The organism is Halobacillus salinarum, assembly GCF_022919095.1.
GTDB lineage: Bacteria > Bacillota > Bacilli > Bacillales > Halobacillaceae > Halobacillus_B > Halobacillus_B salinarum.
Window position 1 is genome coordinate 1,659,076 of the sequence record NZ_CP095073.1, and the last position, 15,773, is coordinate 1,674,848.

At 39.5% G+C, this 15,773-nt stretch carries 18 protein-coding genes and 1 other annotated feature; of the genes, 12 read left to right on the forward strand and 6 right to left on the reverse strand.

Translation table 11 applies throughout. The features are described 5' to 3' along the window. The first annotated feature begins 73 nt into the window (after positions 1-73). Both MUN89_RS08415 and MUN89_RS08420 read left to right on the forward strand, forming a co-directional pair. Positions 74-676 carry a class D sortase gene (locus MUN89_RS08415; RefSeq protein ID WP_244712865.1) on the forward strand — a complete coding sequence of 201 codons (603 nt, stop codon included), beginning with the start codon at positions 74-76 and terminating at the stop codon, positions 674-676. Between the two features lie 359 nt (positions 677-1,035). Continuing rightward, entirely contained in the window at positions 1,036-2,295 is a 1,260-nt protein-coding gene (locus tag MUN89_RS08420) for a hypothetical protein (protein WP_244712867.1), read from the forward strand. Positions 2,296-2,359: 64 nt separating this feature from the next. On the opposite strand, the gene MUN89_RS08425 is transcribed toward MUN89_RS08420, so the two are convergent. Both MUN89_RS08425 and MUN89_RS08430 read right to left on the reverse strand, forming a co-directional pair. Beyond that, positions 2,360-2,545 carry an H-type small acid-soluble spore protein gene (locus MUN89_RS08425; protein ID WP_244712869.1) on the reverse strand — a complete coding sequence of 62 codons (186 nt, stop codon included), beginning with the start codon at positions 2,543-2,545 and terminating at the stop codon, positions 2,360-2,362. A gap of 126 nt (positions 2,546-2,671) precedes the next feature. Then, positions 2,672-3,220, reverse strand: a complete 549-nt coding sequence (locus MUN89_RS08430; protein WP_244712871.1) for a GNAT family N-acetyltransferase — start codon at positions 3,218-3,220, stop codon at positions 2,672-2,674. Between the two features lie 264 nt (positions 3,221-3,484). On the opposite strand from MUN89_RS08430, the gene MUN89_RS08435 reads away from it, so the two are divergent. From MUN89_RS08435 to MUN89_RS08470, 8 genes are all read left to right on the forward strand, one after another. Further along, entirely contained in the window at positions 3,485-4,396 is a 912-nt protein-coding gene (locus MUN89_RS08435; RefSeq protein ID WP_244712873.1) for a methyl-accepting chemotaxis protein, read from the forward strand. A gap of 222 nt (positions 4,397-4,618) precedes the next feature. Next, positions 4,619-4,909: a hypothetical protein gene (locus tag MUN89_RS08440; protein WP_244712875.1), complete on the forward strand. Its 291-nt coding sequence runs from the start codon at positions 4,619-4,621 to the stop codon at positions 4,907-4,909. Between the two features lie 108 nt (positions 4,910-5,017). Continuing rightward, the gene (locus MUN89_RS08445) at positions 5,018-5,206 is read left to right on the forward strand and encodes a YjzC family protein (RefSeq protein WP_244712876.1); all 189 of its coding nucleotides are present in this window, start codon (positions 5,018-5,020) and stop codon (positions 5,204-5,206) included. A gap of 763 nt (positions 5,207-5,969) precedes the next feature. Beyond that, entirely contained in the window at positions 5,970-6,818 is an 849-nt protein-coding gene (locus MUN89_RS08450) for a DUF1206 domain-containing protein (protein ID WP_244712878.1), read from the forward strand. Positions 6,819-6,845: 27 nt separating this feature from the next. Further along, positions 6,846-7,736, forward strand: coding sequence for a diacylglycerol/lipid kinase family protein (locus MUN89_RS08455; protein WP_244712880.1), 891 nt, complete (start codon positions 6,846-6,848; stop codon positions 7,734-7,736). Between the two features lie 129 nt (positions 7,737-7,865). Further along, on the forward strand, positions 7,866-8,075 hold the full coding sequence (locus MUN89_RS08460; RefSeq protein ID WP_244712882.1) for a helix-turn-helix transcriptional regulator: 210 nt from the start codon (positions 7,866-7,868) through the stop codon (positions 8,073-8,075). Positions 8,076-8,080: 5 nt separating this feature from the next. Next, a complete protein-coding gene (locus tag MUN89_RS08465) occupies positions 8,081-8,458 on the forward strand; it encodes a permease (RefSeq protein WP_244712884.1) in 378 nt (125 codons plus the stop codon). Between the two features lie 9 nt (positions 8,459-8,467). Further along, the gene (locus MUN89_RS08470; RefSeq protein ID WP_244712886.1) at positions 8,468-8,638 is read left to right on the forward strand and encodes a hypothetical protein; all 171 of its coding nucleotides are present in this window, start codon (positions 8,468-8,470) and stop codon (positions 8,636-8,638) included. 171 nt (positions 8,639-8,809) lie between these two features. Here the strand turns inward: MUN89_RS08470 and MUN89_RS08475 are convergent, their stop codons facing one another. From MUN89_RS08475 to MUN89_RS08490, 4 genes are all read right to left on the reverse strand, one after another. Next, the gene (locus MUN89_RS08475; protein WP_244712888.1) at positions 8,810-10,753 is read right to left on the reverse strand and encodes an ABC transporter permease; all 1,944 of its coding nucleotides are present in this window, start codon (positions 10,751-10,753) and stop codon (positions 8,810-8,812) included. Continuing rightward, the gene (locus MUN89_RS08480) at positions 10,743-11,504 is read right to left on the reverse strand and encodes an ABC transporter ATP-binding protein (RefSeq protein ID WP_244712890.1); all 762 of its coding nucleotides are present in this window, start codon (positions 11,502-11,504) and stop codon (positions 10,743-10,745) included. The genes MUN89_RS08475 and MUN89_RS08480 overlap by 11 nt, the downstream gene beginning before the upstream one ends. A 100-nt stretch (positions 11,505-11,604) precedes the next feature. Then, complete coding sequence (locus tag MUN89_RS08485) at positions 11,605-12,609, reverse strand: sensor histidine kinase (RefSeq protein ID WP_244712892.1); 1,005 nt, start codon at positions 12,607-12,609, stop codon at positions 11,605-11,607. Beyond that, complete coding sequence (locus MUN89_RS08490) at positions 12,606-13,295, reverse strand: response regulator transcription factor (RefSeq protein ID WP_244712894.1); 690 nt, start codon at positions 13,293-13,295, stop codon at positions 12,606-12,608. Before MUN89_RS08490 ends, MUN89_RS08485 begins: the two co-directional genes overlap by 4 nt. Positions 13,296-13,457: 162 nt before the next feature. Beyond that, positions 13,458-13,686 (forward strand) — a binding site (T-box leader). Between the two features lie 68 nt (positions 13,687-13,754). Here MUN89_RS08490 and tyrS point away from each other — a divergent pair. Together tyrS and MUN89_RS08500 are read left to right on the forward strand one after the other, a co-directional pair. Further along, a complete protein-coding gene (tyrS, locus tag MUN89_RS08495; protein ID WP_244712896.1) occupies positions 13,755-14,999 on the forward strand; it encodes a tyrosine--tRNA ligase in 1,245 nt (414 codons plus the stop codon). 26 nt (positions 15,000-15,025) lie between these two features. Further along, on the forward strand, positions 15,026-15,736 hold the full coding sequence (locus tag MUN89_RS08500) for an AAA family ATPase (protein WP_244712898.1): 711 nt from the start codon (positions 15,026-15,028) through the stop codon (positions 15,734-15,736). The last annotated feature ends 37 nt before the right edge of the window (positions 15,737-15,773 follow it).

Sequence of the window (15,773 nt, forward strand, 5' to 3'; positions counted from 1 at the left end):
GATTTTAGGATAGGGTATAATGAGGGCAGGCGTAATCGCCTGCTCTTTATATTTTTAAAAAAGGTTGGTTGTTATGAAGAAGGTTGGCATTTTCGTTATTTTGCTGGGACTGGGAATCTTTTTGTATTATGGGTTTAATTGGTGGCAACAGCGGCAAGCGATCCAGGAAATGGATAATCAAGAGCTGAATGAATACCTTGGTTATGACGATACTTACAAAAAAGCTATCCAGTTAAACACAGAGGAAAAGAGTACTTCCTTCCAAAAAGGAGACAGAATCGGTCAGCTGAGTGTTCCAGAAATTGAAAAAAAGTATCCAGTCTTTTGGGGTACAGATCATGAAACATTAAAATCAGGAGTAGGGATGTATGACTCCCAATGGACGGTTCAACCAAATCAGACCGGGCACGTATTTCTAGCCGGCCATCGTGATACCGTCTTTGAAGAAATGGGGAAGCTGAATATTGGAGACGTGGTAGCTGTAGAATTTAAAGGAAGTACATATATCTATCAAATCAGAAAACTGTTTGTTACGGAAAAAGATGATCGAAGTGTCATCACAAAAAAAGACAAGTCATTTTTGACTATTTCCACTTGTTATCCATTTCAGTTTGTAGGTGATGCCCCTTACAGGTACATTATTCAAAGTGAATTGATTGATGTGAAATCAAAGTAACCGCTCTGCCTTCCTGATAACAGGTAAGGCGAACTGACTCTTTTTTGACAAATGGCTGAGGGAATAGCAGAGAAAACGTCCTTCACCATTAGATAAATCGGTTTACTTGTAACTATTGATTAGAAGCATGAAAAAGGAATAAACAAGCTGATTTTCTTGAAATTCCCGCTTGTTATCGATAGGATGAGGGCATTGGTTTGTGAAAATTGCAATATTGGGAAGTTATTTATCTTCCAGGAGAGGAGGATTTGATGCGTCACCTTACCAAGTACTTATACATATTTTATTCATTCATATTCTTTCTAAATGTGGTCCACATCTTCTGGAACAATCCCTCTCTTTACACTGGAATAGGAATAATGGGGATAATTATGATTCTCCTTAATTTTCCGAGAGCTGATCGTGTCTTTCAACTTCTAGGAGGAATACTTCTAGCCGTTGGGGCATTTTTCTTTCTCTCAGGGGAGTCTTCTATCCGAGAGATCCCGGGTTTTTTTGCCGAAAATATAGGGTTGTTGTTTCTTTTATCTATGCTTCCCTGGATGAACAGCGTCGTGAAAGCAGGGAGGTATACCCATTTACTTCAAGCACTGCTTGGAGGGAAGAGCAAGGGGATGGGGGCGCTTTATGTAAGAAGCGAGATTACTATGGTTTCTCTGGCTGCATTCCTTAATCTATCTTCTGCGACGATTTCTCAGGATTTGCTTTTGAAACAATTAAAAAAGAAGCGGAAAAAAATAAGAGACAGCTTTATATCTATGGCAACTTTAAGAGGATACTCGCTTGCTTTGTTATGGAGCCCGCTCGAAATATTACTGGCAACTTCTATATTTATAACCGGTGCTAATTATATAGAAGTTCTCCCCTGGATGCTGCTCGTGGCCATATTAGGATTTATTCTTGATAGCAGCATTGGAAGACTGTTTTTCCGGAAACATCAAGCTGAAGTTGATATTCCTTCTTCCCAGCATAATGGGAAAGATCGAAAGAAATTGTTACAATTTATTGTTGCTCTTGTATTGTTTTTGATTGTTGTTGTACTTCTCGTAAATGTAGTTCAGTTGAACTTTCTGTTTGCAGTGACTATCGCTATCTTTCCGTTTGCATTTGTATGGTCTGTTTTAATGAAGCGCAGAAAAAGCTTTTTGCGCATAGGCTGGCCGGCATGGAAGCAGCAGACTAATCATTTAAATAATTTTATCGTTTTATTATTATCTTTATCGTTTCTTACAGAATCCTTAAATGCTTCTCCCTATTTGAAGTACTTGCAGCAGCCCATTGTAGCTCTGGATGGACATCCTTTATTAATTATGTTGTTTATTCAAGGTGCATTTCTAGTAATGACTTTACTTGGAGTCCACCCTCTGGCTACTATGGGAATTTTTGGAGGGGTAGGCAGCCTGCTCATGGATGCTCTTCCTACTGTGACGTTAACTGTCTTATTAGCGAGCTGTTCTATTGCTACCGTTCCATCTGCTCCATATGGTCTTATCGTTACCATTACTTCGGTTGGACTGAGGATGAATCCTTACCAAATTGTACTCAAGAACCTTCCTTACAGTTTATTATGTGGACTAGTCGGCATAGGTGTTGCTTTATTGACCCTTCTGATTTATTAAAGAGGGAGAAGTCTTTTCGAAACAAGAAAGAAGCCGCTCCAATGAATGTTGGACCGGCTTCTTTTTAATCCTGGGTTTCTTTTAATTCGTATAGAGGCACTTCCTGGACGATGTTAGGCTGATTCATTGGATGAATGCGAGCCATTTCATTTCTCTCTATGACTTCTTCGATATAAACAGAGCGTTTGTCATGAGTTACTTCTATCATACCAGGAGAGTTAAAGATTTCCTTAGCTCGTTCTTTGTTCATTACATTCCAGCCTCCTTTTCTATGGCCTTAATGTACACCGGAATGCGGGCAATTATTCATCATAGATGAGTTTTAAAAAAGCTGCTACCTTTGGCTTTCTATTGCAAGGAAATTGATAGCAATGGACTAAAGGCGGGTGAACAAAGAACGATCGCTGCGCAAAACCGTAATAAATCCGTCTAAAATGTCATGAGTAGGAGTAAAGCCTTTTTGTTTGTAAAAATTTAATGCCTGGTGATTCCCGTTTGAAACAAAAACAAAATAATCCCCTACGTTTTGAAATTGACTCAGCCAATTCATGGATTTATTAAAAAGAACTGACCCAATGCCAAATTTTCTATAACCTTCTTTTAAATAGAATTGAGAGAGGCAGCCCACGTGGTCATTACTGACCGAAGCAAGGTCGAAGAAGGTGGCAAATTCATTGTCATACGCTTCTTTAGGAGAGATATTCGAGTACACATAGCCAATCAGTTCGTCATGATCTTTTACGACGACTGTAAAATTATGTTTGGCATGCTGAATGGAAGGAAGAAGACGAGTTTCAAAATTCATGGAATCAAACCGTTCGGGTGTTATATGGGCGATAGATTTTTGATAATTCATAAGCTGGTTGCATAAGTCACGACATTCCTCAATATTAGCGTCAGGAATAACTTCATAAGTTACATTCATTGTTTTCAATCCCCTTCCTGTTCCTCTTCATAACATGAGTTCCTTTTCTTGATTAAGAGTCCTATCATTTATCCACATTAATTATATCAAAACTCAAATGGTCTTGGTCAGTTCGTGTATTTGTAAAGGTCACCGATGAAATGACAGCGCCTATTCAGAGCGAGTTCAAAATTGCCTGGAATTTGAAGCTCCGCTATAATTTTTAGTACATCTAGAAATCAAGATACCTCGTGGATACTTACGAAATCGTAGGGGGAATTAATAGTGGAAAATACTTTGCACACGGACGCATCGATACAAAACTCCATGTTTCAAGCCATTAATCAAAACCTTGCTATCATTCAATTTGGAAAAGACCGTAGAGTTTCTTACGTGAATTCAATTTTTGCAAAAACTATGAAATATAATGTACCAAGTGATCTATTCGGTCTTCACCATAAGACATTCTGCTTTGAATCGTTTTCGGAAAGTGATGAATACGAATTGTTTTGGCGAAATTTGTTAGAAGGCAAAAGTTTTCAAGATAAGATCAATCGTAGAGATGCGAAGGGAAATGAGGTTTGGCTGGAAGCCACGTATATGCCGGTTTATAAAGGCAGGGAGGTAATTGGCGTATTAAAGGTCGCGACAGATATTACTGATCGGCAGAATAACTTGAACGACGTAGTAAACAGTCTCCAGCAAATGTCTGAAACACTTAATAAGAGAGCGGATGAAGGTGTGAAAAATCATAAAGAGTTAAGTGATAAAATTGAAAAGATTGCAGCCATTTCCATGGAAAATACAGAAACTTTAAACGGGTTAAAGCATCTGGCCAATGACATACAAGGGGTTGTAAAAACGATTAAGGATATTGCGTCCCAAACGAACCTGCTCTCTTTAAATGCAGCTATTGAAGCGGCCCGGGCGGGAGAGTATGGAAAAGGATTTGACGTAGTGGCAAAAGAGGTAGGAAAGCTGTCCACACAAGTCCAGCAATCTATAGGAGAAGTCAATCATACCATTGAAACGATTACGAGCGGCATTTCTAATATTACGACTGGAACTCTTGCGATTCAGAGCGATGTTGAAGAAGGCGTGAAACAGATTAACATAGCGGAAAGCGGTTATCAGCAGGTGGTAACCGCTGCGGATTTATTAAAGAAAGAAGCAGATAAGCTTACGGCCATCGTATAGTCAAAACTTTACAAGAACAAAGAACCATGTTACTTTTTAAAAGGTGAGAAGTGAATAAGCTTTTCGCAAACACATGAACGAGAATTTGACGGTTAGAAAATGAATAACAGCATTCCTTTGGCGGGAATGAGCTAGACAAATAGAGCTAGACATAAGCCAAAAAGAACATGACTCATGTTCTTTTTGGCTTTTTTTAATGGGAATTTTTGGAGGTAAATGAATATGACAAAACGAAGAAGCCTACCTGAAGAAACAAGATCATCCACCACCCTCTATGCCATTTATTTAGTGAAAAAGAGCAATGAGGCTTATCGGCATGCAAAATATACAGCAGAGACAACACCGGCGATAGCTGAAGAAATCTGCCGAACATGTGCCTGGATTTGCAAAAGATGTGTCCAGACGATCAGCAAATGGGAGATAGATGACCTTGAGGGAATGAAAGAGCTTTGTAAAATGAATGCCTATCTGTGTGAATCACTCATTGAAGAATCGAAAGCAGAGGGGAAATAGAGATTCAACCAATAAAATTATATAAATGTAATAAAGTAGGTTTGATGTAATTTTTACAGGGTTATCAATAGAGGGGATCATCAATTTTGATAAAGGAGATGTTGAACTATGGGAGGTCGGTACAAGACTGGAGAAAATGCTCCTGAAAAAGGAACCTATGAATTTGATGGACTTGTAAACGAGGGTAATGAAAATGAAGTAATAGAAGACGAAAAGTATGTAGAATTGGAAAGTGGAGAAACGTTTCCTCCAATTCGCTCGAACAAAGAGGCGGCATACTGGAAAAAAGTAAAATAATAGCCAGCTGCTATTTTAGGATAAAGGGCCTTCTGCTCCTGAGGGAGAGGAAGGTCTTTTGTTTATTTTTCTAGAATACTACTTTAATCTCGGTTGAAAAGCAGAGTTTACAGCGGAAAGATAGATAATTCGGTGGGACTGCGGGTGATTTAGCGAAAGTGCAGGTAATTCAGCGGAAGCGCAGATAATTCAGCGAAAATAGAAATAATTTGGCGGAAACGCGGATAATTCAGCGGAAATAGAAATAATTGAGCGGAAGCGCAGATAATTCAGCGCAAATAGAAATAATCCGGCGGAAGCGCAGATAATTCAGCGGAAATAGAAATAATTGAGCGGAAGCGCAGATAATTCATCGAAAATAGAAAAAATTCGGCGGAAACACGGATAATTCAGCGAAAATAGAAATAATTCAGCGGAAGCGCAGATAATTCAGCGAAAATAGAAAAAATTCGGCGGAAACACGGATAATTCAGCGAAAATAGAAATAATTGAGCGGAAACACGGATAATTCAGCGGAAATAGAAATAATTCGGCGGAAACGCGGATAATTCAGCGAAAATAGAAATAATTGAGCGGAAACACGGATAATTCAGCGCAAATAGAATTAATCCGGCGGAAACACGGATAATTCAGCTGAAAAGTAAATAAATCAGCAGATGTAGGGTTTCTTAGTAACTTTTTCCTGAAAGACAAAGGCATATCATGCATGTAAAAAGGGTATTTGTAAGAGATATGATTTTCAGACTGGAAAGGGGGAAGAGAGATGAATTCGACAGAATCTATTTCATCCAAAGCTTCAGACGCCAAAGAAGAAATAAAACCGTGGATTAGGCGCCTTGCCCGGGTTGGCTACATGGCCAAGGGTATGGTATATGCTATGGTAGGAATTCTTGCTTTAATGGCAGCTGTCGGTACGGGCGGAAAAACAACGGGTACCACAGGAATGATGCGTTCCCTTGCTACTGTGCCATTTGGGAATCTATTATTATGGATGATTGGTATTGGATTAATCTTTTATATTATATGGGTATTTATTAAAGCAATTAAAGATCCTAAGAATGAAGGAGCAGATGCCAAAGGACTGATTGCACGAACAGGTTATTTTGTGAGCGGAATTATATATGGAGGTTTGGCTTACCAGGCTATCAAGATCGCTATGAATGCAGGTGGCGGGGGTGGAGGGTCGAAGCAGACCATTTCTACTAAGCTGCTTTCCCATCCTTATGGACCTTGGATCATTGGTGCGTTAGGGGTCATCATCGTTGGGTATGGGTTATTTGAGCTGCTCACAGGCGTCAGCCAGAAGTTTCTAAACCAATTCAGGGTTCAGGATATGAACAGTCACGAGAAAAAAATCGCCAGGAATTCTGGAACCCTTGGATTGGCAGCAAGAGGAACAGTATTGGGACTGGTTGGTTTTTTCTTTATTCAAACGGCTGTTACCAAAAATCCTGAAGACACCAAAGGACTGGATGGTGCACTTTCAGAAGTTTCTCAAAAACCGTTCGGCCAATGGCTGCTTGGTTTAGTAGCGTTAGGTTTAATTTTATACGGAGTATATCAAGTTACCCGCGGCCGCTATGAGCATATGAGCTTTGGCAAGCGTAACTAAGATAGTTCTTGATGAAGAGGTGATTTTATGAAGAAAGCGATGCTGATTATTAATCCATCTTCAGGAAAAGAAGAAGCGTTAGATTACAAAGAGGATGCCGTTAAAATTCTTAATCAAACCCACGAAGAAGTCATTGTGAAGCTGACAGAAAAAGAAGGGGATGCGATTGAATTTGCAAAAACAGCTGCTGATCAGCAATTTGAAACAGTAGTAGCTATGGGTGGAGATGGCACAATCAATGAAAGCATCAATGGTCTGGCAGAACGAAAGAACTCTCCCCTTTTTGGCTTTGTTCCTCTTGGTACAGCGAATGATTTCGCTAGAGCGCTTAACATTCCTAAGAAACCAAAAGAAGCCCTCCGTGTATTAGAAACGACACACACGATTCCTGTAGATATTGGAAAAATTAATAACCGCTATTTTATGAATGTGCTTGCAGTTGGAGCTATAGCTGAATCCGTTTATAAAGTGACCCCTGAGGAAAAATCCAAATTCGGTCCGCTTGCCTATTTCATAGAAGGGGCAAAAGCTTTGAATAACGAGACGCCCTTTGATCTGCAGGTAAAACATGAAGGGGGAATTTGGAAAGGGGATGCCTATTTAATGCTGGTAGCTCTGACAAATTCGGTAGGAGGAATCGAATCTTTTGCTGAACATGCGGAAGTAAATGATGGTGCTTTTCATGTGTTCATATTAAAAGAATTATCTTTGCCTCATGTTGTTAAAATCATCCCTGATTTATTTCAGGGGAAACTTCAAAGCAATGACCAAATTGAATATTTTTCCTCTTCTAGCGTAGAAGTGTCCTCCGGGCAGAACCTGGTAGTAAATATCGATGGGGATGAAGGCATCCACTTACCTTTTAAAGCGGAAGTGCTTCATAATGAATTGAATATTTTTGTTCCCAGCGAGAAATGACCTTGGGTATATGAATGTTAGAAAAGTACAGTCCTGTATAGGGAGTGTGCTTTTTTTATGAGAATATGTAAAGCTTCCTTGACGTAAAGATAACTTTACATTAGGCTAAGATTAAGGGAGGGCAGGGTGTTGAAAAATAGGCTTGCTGAATTTAGGAAAAAACATTCTTTATCCCAGGATAAATTAGCTGAAAAACTACAGGTATCCCGCCAGACTATTATCTCAATTGAAAAAGATCGATACTCTCCATCTCTGCCTCTAGCCTTTGAAATTTCCCGAATGTTCGGAGTCTCTATTGAAGAATTATTTATTTATGAGGAAAATCAGGAGGGAGGGTAACGAATATGGATTATTATCCAAAAGCCTATTTTATTTTGGGTTTATTGTTTACTGGATTCGGGGGAATGTTTTTAATCATTGCGATCATTGCAAATGAAGTTCCTTCCCATCATTCTTACCTGATGATAACACTGGCTGTTTTATCGTTTAGTATGAGCTATCTTTATCCTCAATTTAAGCAGAAAGATGAGCGTATGAAGTTAATCAGGCAAAAAGCAATGGTATATTCTTATTTTGCTATGATGATTTATTTAATTTTCTTTCTAGTACTCTTGCAATTAGAAGGGGTATCTTTTTCTGGACAAGAGCTAATACACTTGCTCCTTTCATTACAAATATCAACCATTTTTCTCTCAATGGTAATCTTGGCTAAACGATATTAGGGGGAGACTATGCAATGGGTATTTCCTGTTTTGTTTATTGTGGGTTTTTTCATCAGTTATCTTGTTATTCGAAGGGAAACAAAAAATAACTCCCTGACGAAGAAAGGGTTTATTAAACTGATCATTACAATGATCTTATTATTTCTTGTTGCCTTTGGGCTTGGTTTCTTTAATGGATAGGAGCTCTCAAAATTGGAAGGAGAGATCCTTCCCAATGGTTGTAGATAGCTCCATTCTACAGAAAGTGGTGCACTGCTTACCCATACATATGAACCCAGCGTACTCTGGCCGGCCGCCTGATGCAGCCGACTAATAAAAGCTCTAGAGTCTGTAAACTCTAGAGCTTTTTCATTATAAAGCTTCTCTAATTACTTTCTTACAGTAGATCACTGACAATCCTCCGAAAATGGAATATAAAATGGTGTAGATCACCATGACGATGACCATAGGTGTCCAGAGCTCTGTTCCAAAGAAAAACCAGCCGGAACGAATCGCGAAATAGCTGTGAAGCAACCCGATCGTCAACGGAATTCCGAAGTTGAACAGTTGTTTTCCTCTTATTCCTCGGAGCAGATCATTTCGCGTAAAGCCAAGTTTTCGTAAAATCGTGTAGTTTGGTCTTTCCTCTTCGCTTTCATCCATTTGTTTAAAGTAAAGAATGCAGCCTGACGTGATCAAAAAGGTTAACCCTAGGAATCCAACGATAAACATCGTAAGCCCCATGTTTTCCTTCTGACGCTCGGCGTTTTCATACCTTGAACTTTGCCCGGGGTCGTTCGTAAATGGCAGCGACTGAAACAACTCATTTGCTTCTTTTAGACTCTTTTTATTACTAATATTAATACCGTAATAGGAGGAGCTTATGTCTTGGATTTTAGGATTAAGGTTTTCTTTTAATTGCTGAAAAGTCGAAGTATCAACAATGGCTGCAGGCATTCCGCGTTTATAGGGAGTGGACAGTACTCGAGTTTGTGACATGCCAATATATTTTCTAGGTAGTTTCTCTCCTTGTCCTTCAAAAGTGATATTTCCTGAATCTTTAAACGAAATGATGCTGGACATTGCTTTGCTAAACCCCGAAAACAACACTTGGTCAGCGTTTAAGTCAATGTGCTCGACTTGGTCATCACTTACTACTGGAAGAGTCATATGAGCAGGGTCCATGTTCAGGTTTTTAGGCACAGAAGAAAGGATACCCTTGGTGGCAACGGCGTATTTTATTACTTCTTTTTCATTTATGGAATAAGAAATTCCTTTTTTCTTTAAACTGGCTTCAAATTCATCGGCATGACCTTTCGTTCCAAGCGAGAAGTCGTCCGGATTATTCTCCTTGGCTGTTTTTTCAGCAGAGTAGTAAGAGATGTAGCTTAAGGAAGAAAAACTGATGGCCAGTGCTGAAACTGTCGTGATAATAGTTAGCAGCAGAGCGTTCGACTTCATTCGAAACATAATAGAGGATAAAGAAAGGACCTCATTAATTGATAAATACCCGTCCTTGTTTTTACGAATGAAATTGGCAATAAACCGGACAGAGCCTTTGTAAAGAAAATACGTGCCGATAATAACAGAAGCTAATATGACCAGCATGACAGTGAAAAGAGAACCCATCGATACGAAATCTCCTTCAAACAGCTTGCTTGAGACGAAGTATCCTGTGACAATCAGAGTTAATCCGAGGATTCCCATGATTACTTCCCAGACTGATATATTCTTTACTTTGTTTTCTGTACTTGAAGTAATTTGAAACAGAGCCAGAATTGTATGGCGTTTAATATAAATGTAATTGACCAGCATGATGATGAGGTAAACAGCCGCAAACACTAGTATTGTTTGGAAAAAAGCCTCTATTGAAAAATGCAGGCTGGCCAGCGCTTCTACTCCGGTCAATTTAAAAAGGATCATTTGAATGAGTTTTGAGAAGGAAAAGCCGACAAAAATTCCGACAAAGAGTGATCCAAAATATAAGATTAAATTTTCCAGTGTAAGGATACCGAAAATACGTTTTTTCGTCATGCCAATTAATTGAAAAAGGCCGATTTCTTTACTTCTTCTCTTAATAAACAGACTGTTGGCATAGACGAGAAATACGGTTACAATAGCCACGAGCAGAATGGAAGTGACTTTTACAGCGGCTATGTTCTTTTCAGATTCCTGGGCTTCTCCAGTACCAGGATCATATTGCAGAGTGACAAAAGCAAAATACAGAGCAACGCTGAAGATTAATGCAAATACATACAGGTAATAGTTTTTTATGTTCTTTTTTAAATTCCTTAGAATGAGCTGATTAATAGTCATAGTTCACGCCGCCTAGCACGCCCTGGGTTTTCATGATGTCTTTTAAAAACGACTGGCGTGATTGGGTTCCTTTATTGATCTGGGTATAAACCATTCCATCTTTAATAAAAATCACGCGGCTGCTGTAGCTGGCAGCAACGGGGTCATGGGTGACCATTGCGATGGTCGCAGCACGCTTTTGGTTCAGTTCGCTAAGCTTATTTAACAAATCAGAGGCGGATTTTGAATCAAGAGCGCCAGTAGGTTCGTCCGCAAAGATAATACTGGGATTGTGAATAAAAGCTCTTGCTGCAGAAGTTCTTTGTTTTTGTCCTCCGGAAATTTCATTAGGGTACTTGTCTTTAATTTCTCCGATAGCCAGCTCGTTTGCCAGCGTTTCAAACATATGATTGGCCTCTTTTTTTGAAACCTTGGCAATGGAAAGAGGGAGGAGAATATTTTCTTTCACCGTTAACGTATCGAGTAAGTTATACTCCTGAAAAATAAAGCCTAAGTGCTTTTTCCTGAACTTCGCAAGCTGCTTTTCTTTTTGTTTTGTAATTTCTTCGTTTTCAATTTTTATGCTGCCATGGCTGACTTTGTCTATCGAGGAGAGTACATTTAAGAGCGTCGTTTTTCCTGATCCGGAAGCTCCCATAATACTAACAAACTCTCCAGGCTCAATAGTCATGTCAATTCCTTTCAATACTTCTTCTTTTGTAAATTTGTTTCCGTAGCTTTTATGAATTTTACTAGCTTGTAAAATTGCCATAAAAAACCCTCCCTTTCGCTGCTGATTTCATTATAAGAGGCAGCTGGCATTCTTTTCCTTTGATTCTTCTAACATTTTAGAAAAGCATGTGACATTGTTGTCACATGCCCCTGATTTTTACAAATTCATTTTGCTTCGGAAAAGTTAAAAGAAAGGATGTCCCTTTCCCTGGCGTTGAACTCACGGTAATAGCTATCAAAAGCAAATCGGCGATTTTTTTCGTTAAATACAGGCCCATCCCGGTTGATGCATTGTCCTGGTGTTGGGCCGTGGATGTGAACCCTTTTTCAAAAATACGAGGCAAGTCTTGGGGATATATGCCTCTTCCTTTATCCCTAATGTTAAGATGGATTTTTCCATCCTCCTCGTAGCTGTTGATTTGAATATCATTTTGGGTGCTGTATTTCACGGCATTTGTTAACAGCTGCCTGAGGATAAAAGCAAGCCACTTTGCGTCACTTAATACTTCTCTGCTTTCTAAATGAAGGTCAAAGCCAATTCCTTTCTGCCTGCACCACGAACGAAGGGGAGTAATTTCTTCTGCGGCCAGGGTTTGGAGATCCACCTTTTCTATGTACAGGTCATTTGTAATAACTGGCATTCGTTCTTGGTGAAGTTGGCGGTCAAGCAGCAGATGGATTCGAAGCCACTCGTAAGTAAGCTGTTCTTTCGTTTTTTGGTCCTCCATCCGCTCGATCATCAAATGCATGGCGGTAAGCGGTGTTTTCACTTCATGGATCCACGAGAGCAGCTCATCTTTCGCTTCTTCCATGGTCCTTTTGTTATTAGATGCCTGCTGCTTTAACTCTTCGATTTGTAAAATCATACTCTCTTCAATGAGAGACTCAAAAGGACTGGAATGCTCAGGAATAGTGGTAAGATCAAAGTTACTTTCCCGCTCCTCCAGCTGTTTATAAAACTTTGTCTCTTTGGAATATCTTAGAATTAAAAAGAAAATAAATAACAGCAGCGATAAAAAAGCAGCATAAAGAAGTGAGCGAAAAGAAATGGATGGATCGATTAAAGCAATCAAAAGATACAATGCTTGAATACAGACAAACAATAGGATCCAGCTGGAGCGTTCGATCAGAAATTTCCAAATCATAATGATTCCTTCTCGATCGCCATGTATCCTTGACCGACTTTCGTTTGAATTGAGTTTTCCAACCCAATCTCTGTCAGTCTCTTTCTTAAACGATTGACATTGACAGTGAGGGTGTTGTCACTAACAAAGCGCTGGTCGTCCCACAATCGGTTCATCAATTCATCTCTCGTAACAATCTTACTTTTGCGATCGATCAGCACTTTTAGAATAAACATTTCATTTTTAGTTAATTCGATGCTTCCTTTGTCATTTGAAACACGATTACGTTCAAGGTCAATGGTAGCTCCAAGCCATGATTTCAATTCATTATGATCGTTGTTATAGTTGTAAGCTCTACGCAGGACGGCCTGGATTTTCGCGATGAGAACTTCAAAATGAAACGGCTTTTGGACAAAGTCGTCAGCTCCAAGGTTCATAGACATGACCATATCAGTTGGGTGGTCACGCGATGACAAGAAAATGATAGGAACACTGGAGTGTTCACGAATCAAGCGGCACCAATGGAAGCCGTCAAATTTAGGCAGCTGAATATCGATAATGACGAGATCAGGCTTGGTTTCTGTGTATTCATTCATCACTTCCCCGAAGTTATGAATACCATGAACGTCATAGGACCATTGGGATAAACGCTCTTTAACTTCAGAGAACAAGGAATGGTCATCTTCAATCAATAAAATTTTAAACAAGAGGTTCACCACGCTTTGCATGAGTTAGTTAAGGAAAGTATAGCAAATTTTGGTGGATGGCTATAGGGATCCTGGTATGAGGAAAGAAGGATTAGGATAAATTTCTCTTTTTCAGTTATTGACTTTCACGTCAAATAAACGTAAGATAATGCTTAATTTAATAGCCAGGCGTTGACAGAAGCAAGTAGTACACGTATCCCTGTATTTCAGAGAATCGATGGGTGGTGCAAATCGATACACATACCTGTATGAATTACTTTCTTAAGCTTCTTTTATGAAAGCTTTTTTAGCCATTAGTAAAAGACGGAAAAAGGCCGTTATCCTTTTGAGTGGAAGGATCGGGTGATTCTTTAACTTGGGTGGTAACGCGTGAACGAGACACGTCCCTTGACTGGGGCGTGTCTTTTGTTTTTCACAGGGATATGTTCAGAAAACAGCTATATTTAGGAGGTTTCCAGAATGAATGTTAGTGAGCAGTTAAGTGAAAAGCAGTGCAGGGAAATGGAGAGACAGTACGGTGTTCTATCCTATGGTGTAAATACGATTATTCCAAATATGGAGTTAAAAGAGAAGATTGCTAAATCTATTCAAACAGGCATGCCTCTTAAAGTGAAGCTTGGGCTTGATCCGACTGCTCCAGATGTTCACATTGGCCATACCGTGGTACTCAACAAGCTGAAGCAGTTTCAACAGTTTGGCCATACCATTCAGCTGATTATCGGGGATTTCACCGGAAAAATTGGCGATCCTACCGGGAAGGCTTCTGCAAGAAAGGCCCTTACAGACGAAGAGGTAAGACATAATGCAAAAACGTACTTTGAGCAATTTGGCAAAGTGCTTGATATGAACGCCGTTGAACTCCATTACAATTCGAAATGGTTATCGAAGATTGACTTTGCAGAAGTTCTCAAGTTAGCAGGAAGTGTTACGGTCGCTCGGATGCTTGAGCGCAATGATTTCCACAATCGCTATGAAGCGAATAAGCCGATTTACCTGCATGAATTCTTTTATCCCGTTATGCAGGGCTATGATTCGTACATACTCGGTTCAGATATTGAATTGGGTGGGACAGACCAGGAATTTAATGTTTTATTCGGACGACAGATTCAGGAGCAGTTTGGCCATGAGAAGCAAGTTGTCTTGCTTTTACCGCTGATCGAAGGGCTTGACGGAGTAGAAAAAATGTCGAAGTCAAAAAACAATTACATCGGCATCGATGAAAACCCGAATGACATCTTTGGAAAAACCATGTCCATCCCAGACTCGCTGATCATTAAATATTTCGAACTTGCCTCAAATTTAAGCATAGAAGAAGTGGCTGAAATAAAAGAAAATCTTCAAAAAGAAGAGCTTCACCCACGTGATGCTAAGCTGAGACTCGCATTTTCCTTTGTGGAAATGCTTTATGACAGAAATACTGCTCTTCAAAGCAAAGAACACTTTCTTACGGTGTTCCAAAAGAAAAAAATGCCCGCAGATATTCCTGAAGTAGTCTGGACAAAAAGCAAGAGCATCGCGATCGTTGAATTAGTAAAAGAACTAAATTTACTTCCCTCAAAAAGTGAAGTGAGGAAGATGATTCAAAACGGAGGAATCCGAATAAATCAAAACAAAATTAGTGATCCCCATATGGTGATAACCATCGAGGAAGGTATGATTTTGCAAGTTGGAAAGCGGAAATTCGTTAAATTAACAACAGGTTGAAGCTATTCCAAAAGGAGTGGAACTCAGTGGAGTTAACTACGGAAACCCAGTTCATCAAAAGTCTTGACTTTAAGAAAGAAGAGATTCGATCCTATCAATCTTTTCCGTTAAACCTGCCAGTCGTGCGGAATTTTTCCAAACTGATTTTCCACCCTAATGTTACGTATATTGTGGGGGAAAATGGAATGGGGAAATCTACGTTACTTGAAGGGATCGCAGTCCAACTCGGCTTTAATCCAGAAGGAGGAACGCTCAACTTTAACTTTTCCAATTATGATTCCCATTCTAATCTCGATCAATATATGAGAATTGTTAAGGGAGCTTACCGTCCAAAGGATCATTTCTTCTTACGTGCTGAAACCTTTTACAATCTGGCAACGAACATAGAAGAATTAGATAAAGATCCTGTTTCAGGACCGAAAATAGTGGAGTCGTTTGGAGGGAAATCCCTTCATAAACAGTCTCATGGGGAATCTTTTTTTGCTGCGTTTAATCACCGTTTTCAAGGGAATGGTCTTTATATTCTCGATGAACCTGAAGCGGCGTTATCTCCTATTAGACAGTTGTCCATGGTAAGCAGGATGCATGAACTTGTACAGCAAGGATCGCAATTCATCATTTCTACCCATTCGCCGTTATTAATGGCTTACCCAAAGGCTAAAATTATAGAATTAGGTGATACAGGGATGAAAGAAGTTAACCTTGAAGACACCGGGCATTTCTCAACTATGAAATAATTCTTTGAGGATAAAGACAGGTGGTTACACCACTTAC

What these genes read in the sequence shown, in the direction of transcription:
- tyrS (WP_244712896.1), top strand. Translation starts at nt 13,755, where the DNA reads ATGAATGTTAGTGAGCAGTTAAGTGAAAAGCAGTGCAGGGAAATGGAG.
- MUN89_RS08470 (WP_244712886.1), top strand. Translation starts at nt 8,468, where the DNA reads ATGCAATGGGTATTTCCTGTTTTGTTTATTGTGGGTTTTTTCATCAGT.
- MUN89_RS08420 (WP_244712867.1), top strand. Translation starts at nt 1,036, where the DNA reads ATGGGGATAATTATGATTCTCCTTAATTTTCCGAGAGCTGATCGTGTC.
- MUN89_RS08430 (WP_244712871.1), bottom strand. Translation starts at nt 3,220, where the DNA reads ATGAATGTAACTTATGAAGTTATTCCTGACGCTAATATTGAGGAATGT.
- MUN89_RS08440 (WP_244712875.1), top strand. Translation starts at nt 4,619, where the DNA reads ATGACAAAACGAAGAAGCCTACCTGAAGAAACAAGATCATCCACCACC.
- MUN89_RS08450 (WP_244712878.1), top strand. Translation starts at nt 5,970, where the DNA reads ATGAATTCGACAGAATCTATTTCATCCAAAGCTTCAGACGCCAAAGAA.
- MUN89_RS08465 (WP_244712884.1), top strand. Translation starts at nt 8,081, where the DNA reads ATGGATTATTATCCAAAAGCCTATTTTATTTTGGGTTTATTGTTTACT.
- MUN89_RS08445 (WP_244712876.1), top strand. Translation starts at nt 5,018, where the DNA reads ATGGGAGGTCGGTACAAGACTGGAGAAAATGCTCCTGAAAAAGGAACC.
- MUN89_RS08480 (WP_244712890.1), bottom strand. Translation starts at nt 11,504, where the DNA reads ATGGCAATTTTACAAGCTAGTAAAATTCATAAAAGCTACGGAAACAAA.
- MUN89_RS08425 (WP_244712869.1), bottom strand. Translation starts at nt 2,545, where the DNA reads ATGAACAAAGAACGAGCTAAGGAAATCTTTAACTCTCCTGGTATGATA.
- MUN89_RS08455 (WP_244712880.1), top strand. Translation starts at nt 6,846, where the DNA reads ATGAAGAAAGCGATGCTGATTATTAATCCATCTTCAGGAAAAGAAGAA.
- MUN89_RS08485 (WP_244712892.1), bottom strand. Translation starts at nt 12,609, where the DNA reads ATGATTTGGAAATTTCTGATCGAACGCTCCAGCTGGATCCTATTGTTT.
- MUN89_RS08415 (WP_244712865.1), top strand. Translation starts at nt 74, where the DNA reads ATGAAGAAGGTTGGCATTTTCGTTATTTTGCTGGGACTGGGAATCTTT.
- MUN89_RS08475 (WP_244712888.1), bottom strand. Translation starts at nt 10,753, where the DNA reads ATGACTATTAATCAGCTCATTCTAAGGAATTTAAAAAAGAACATAAAA.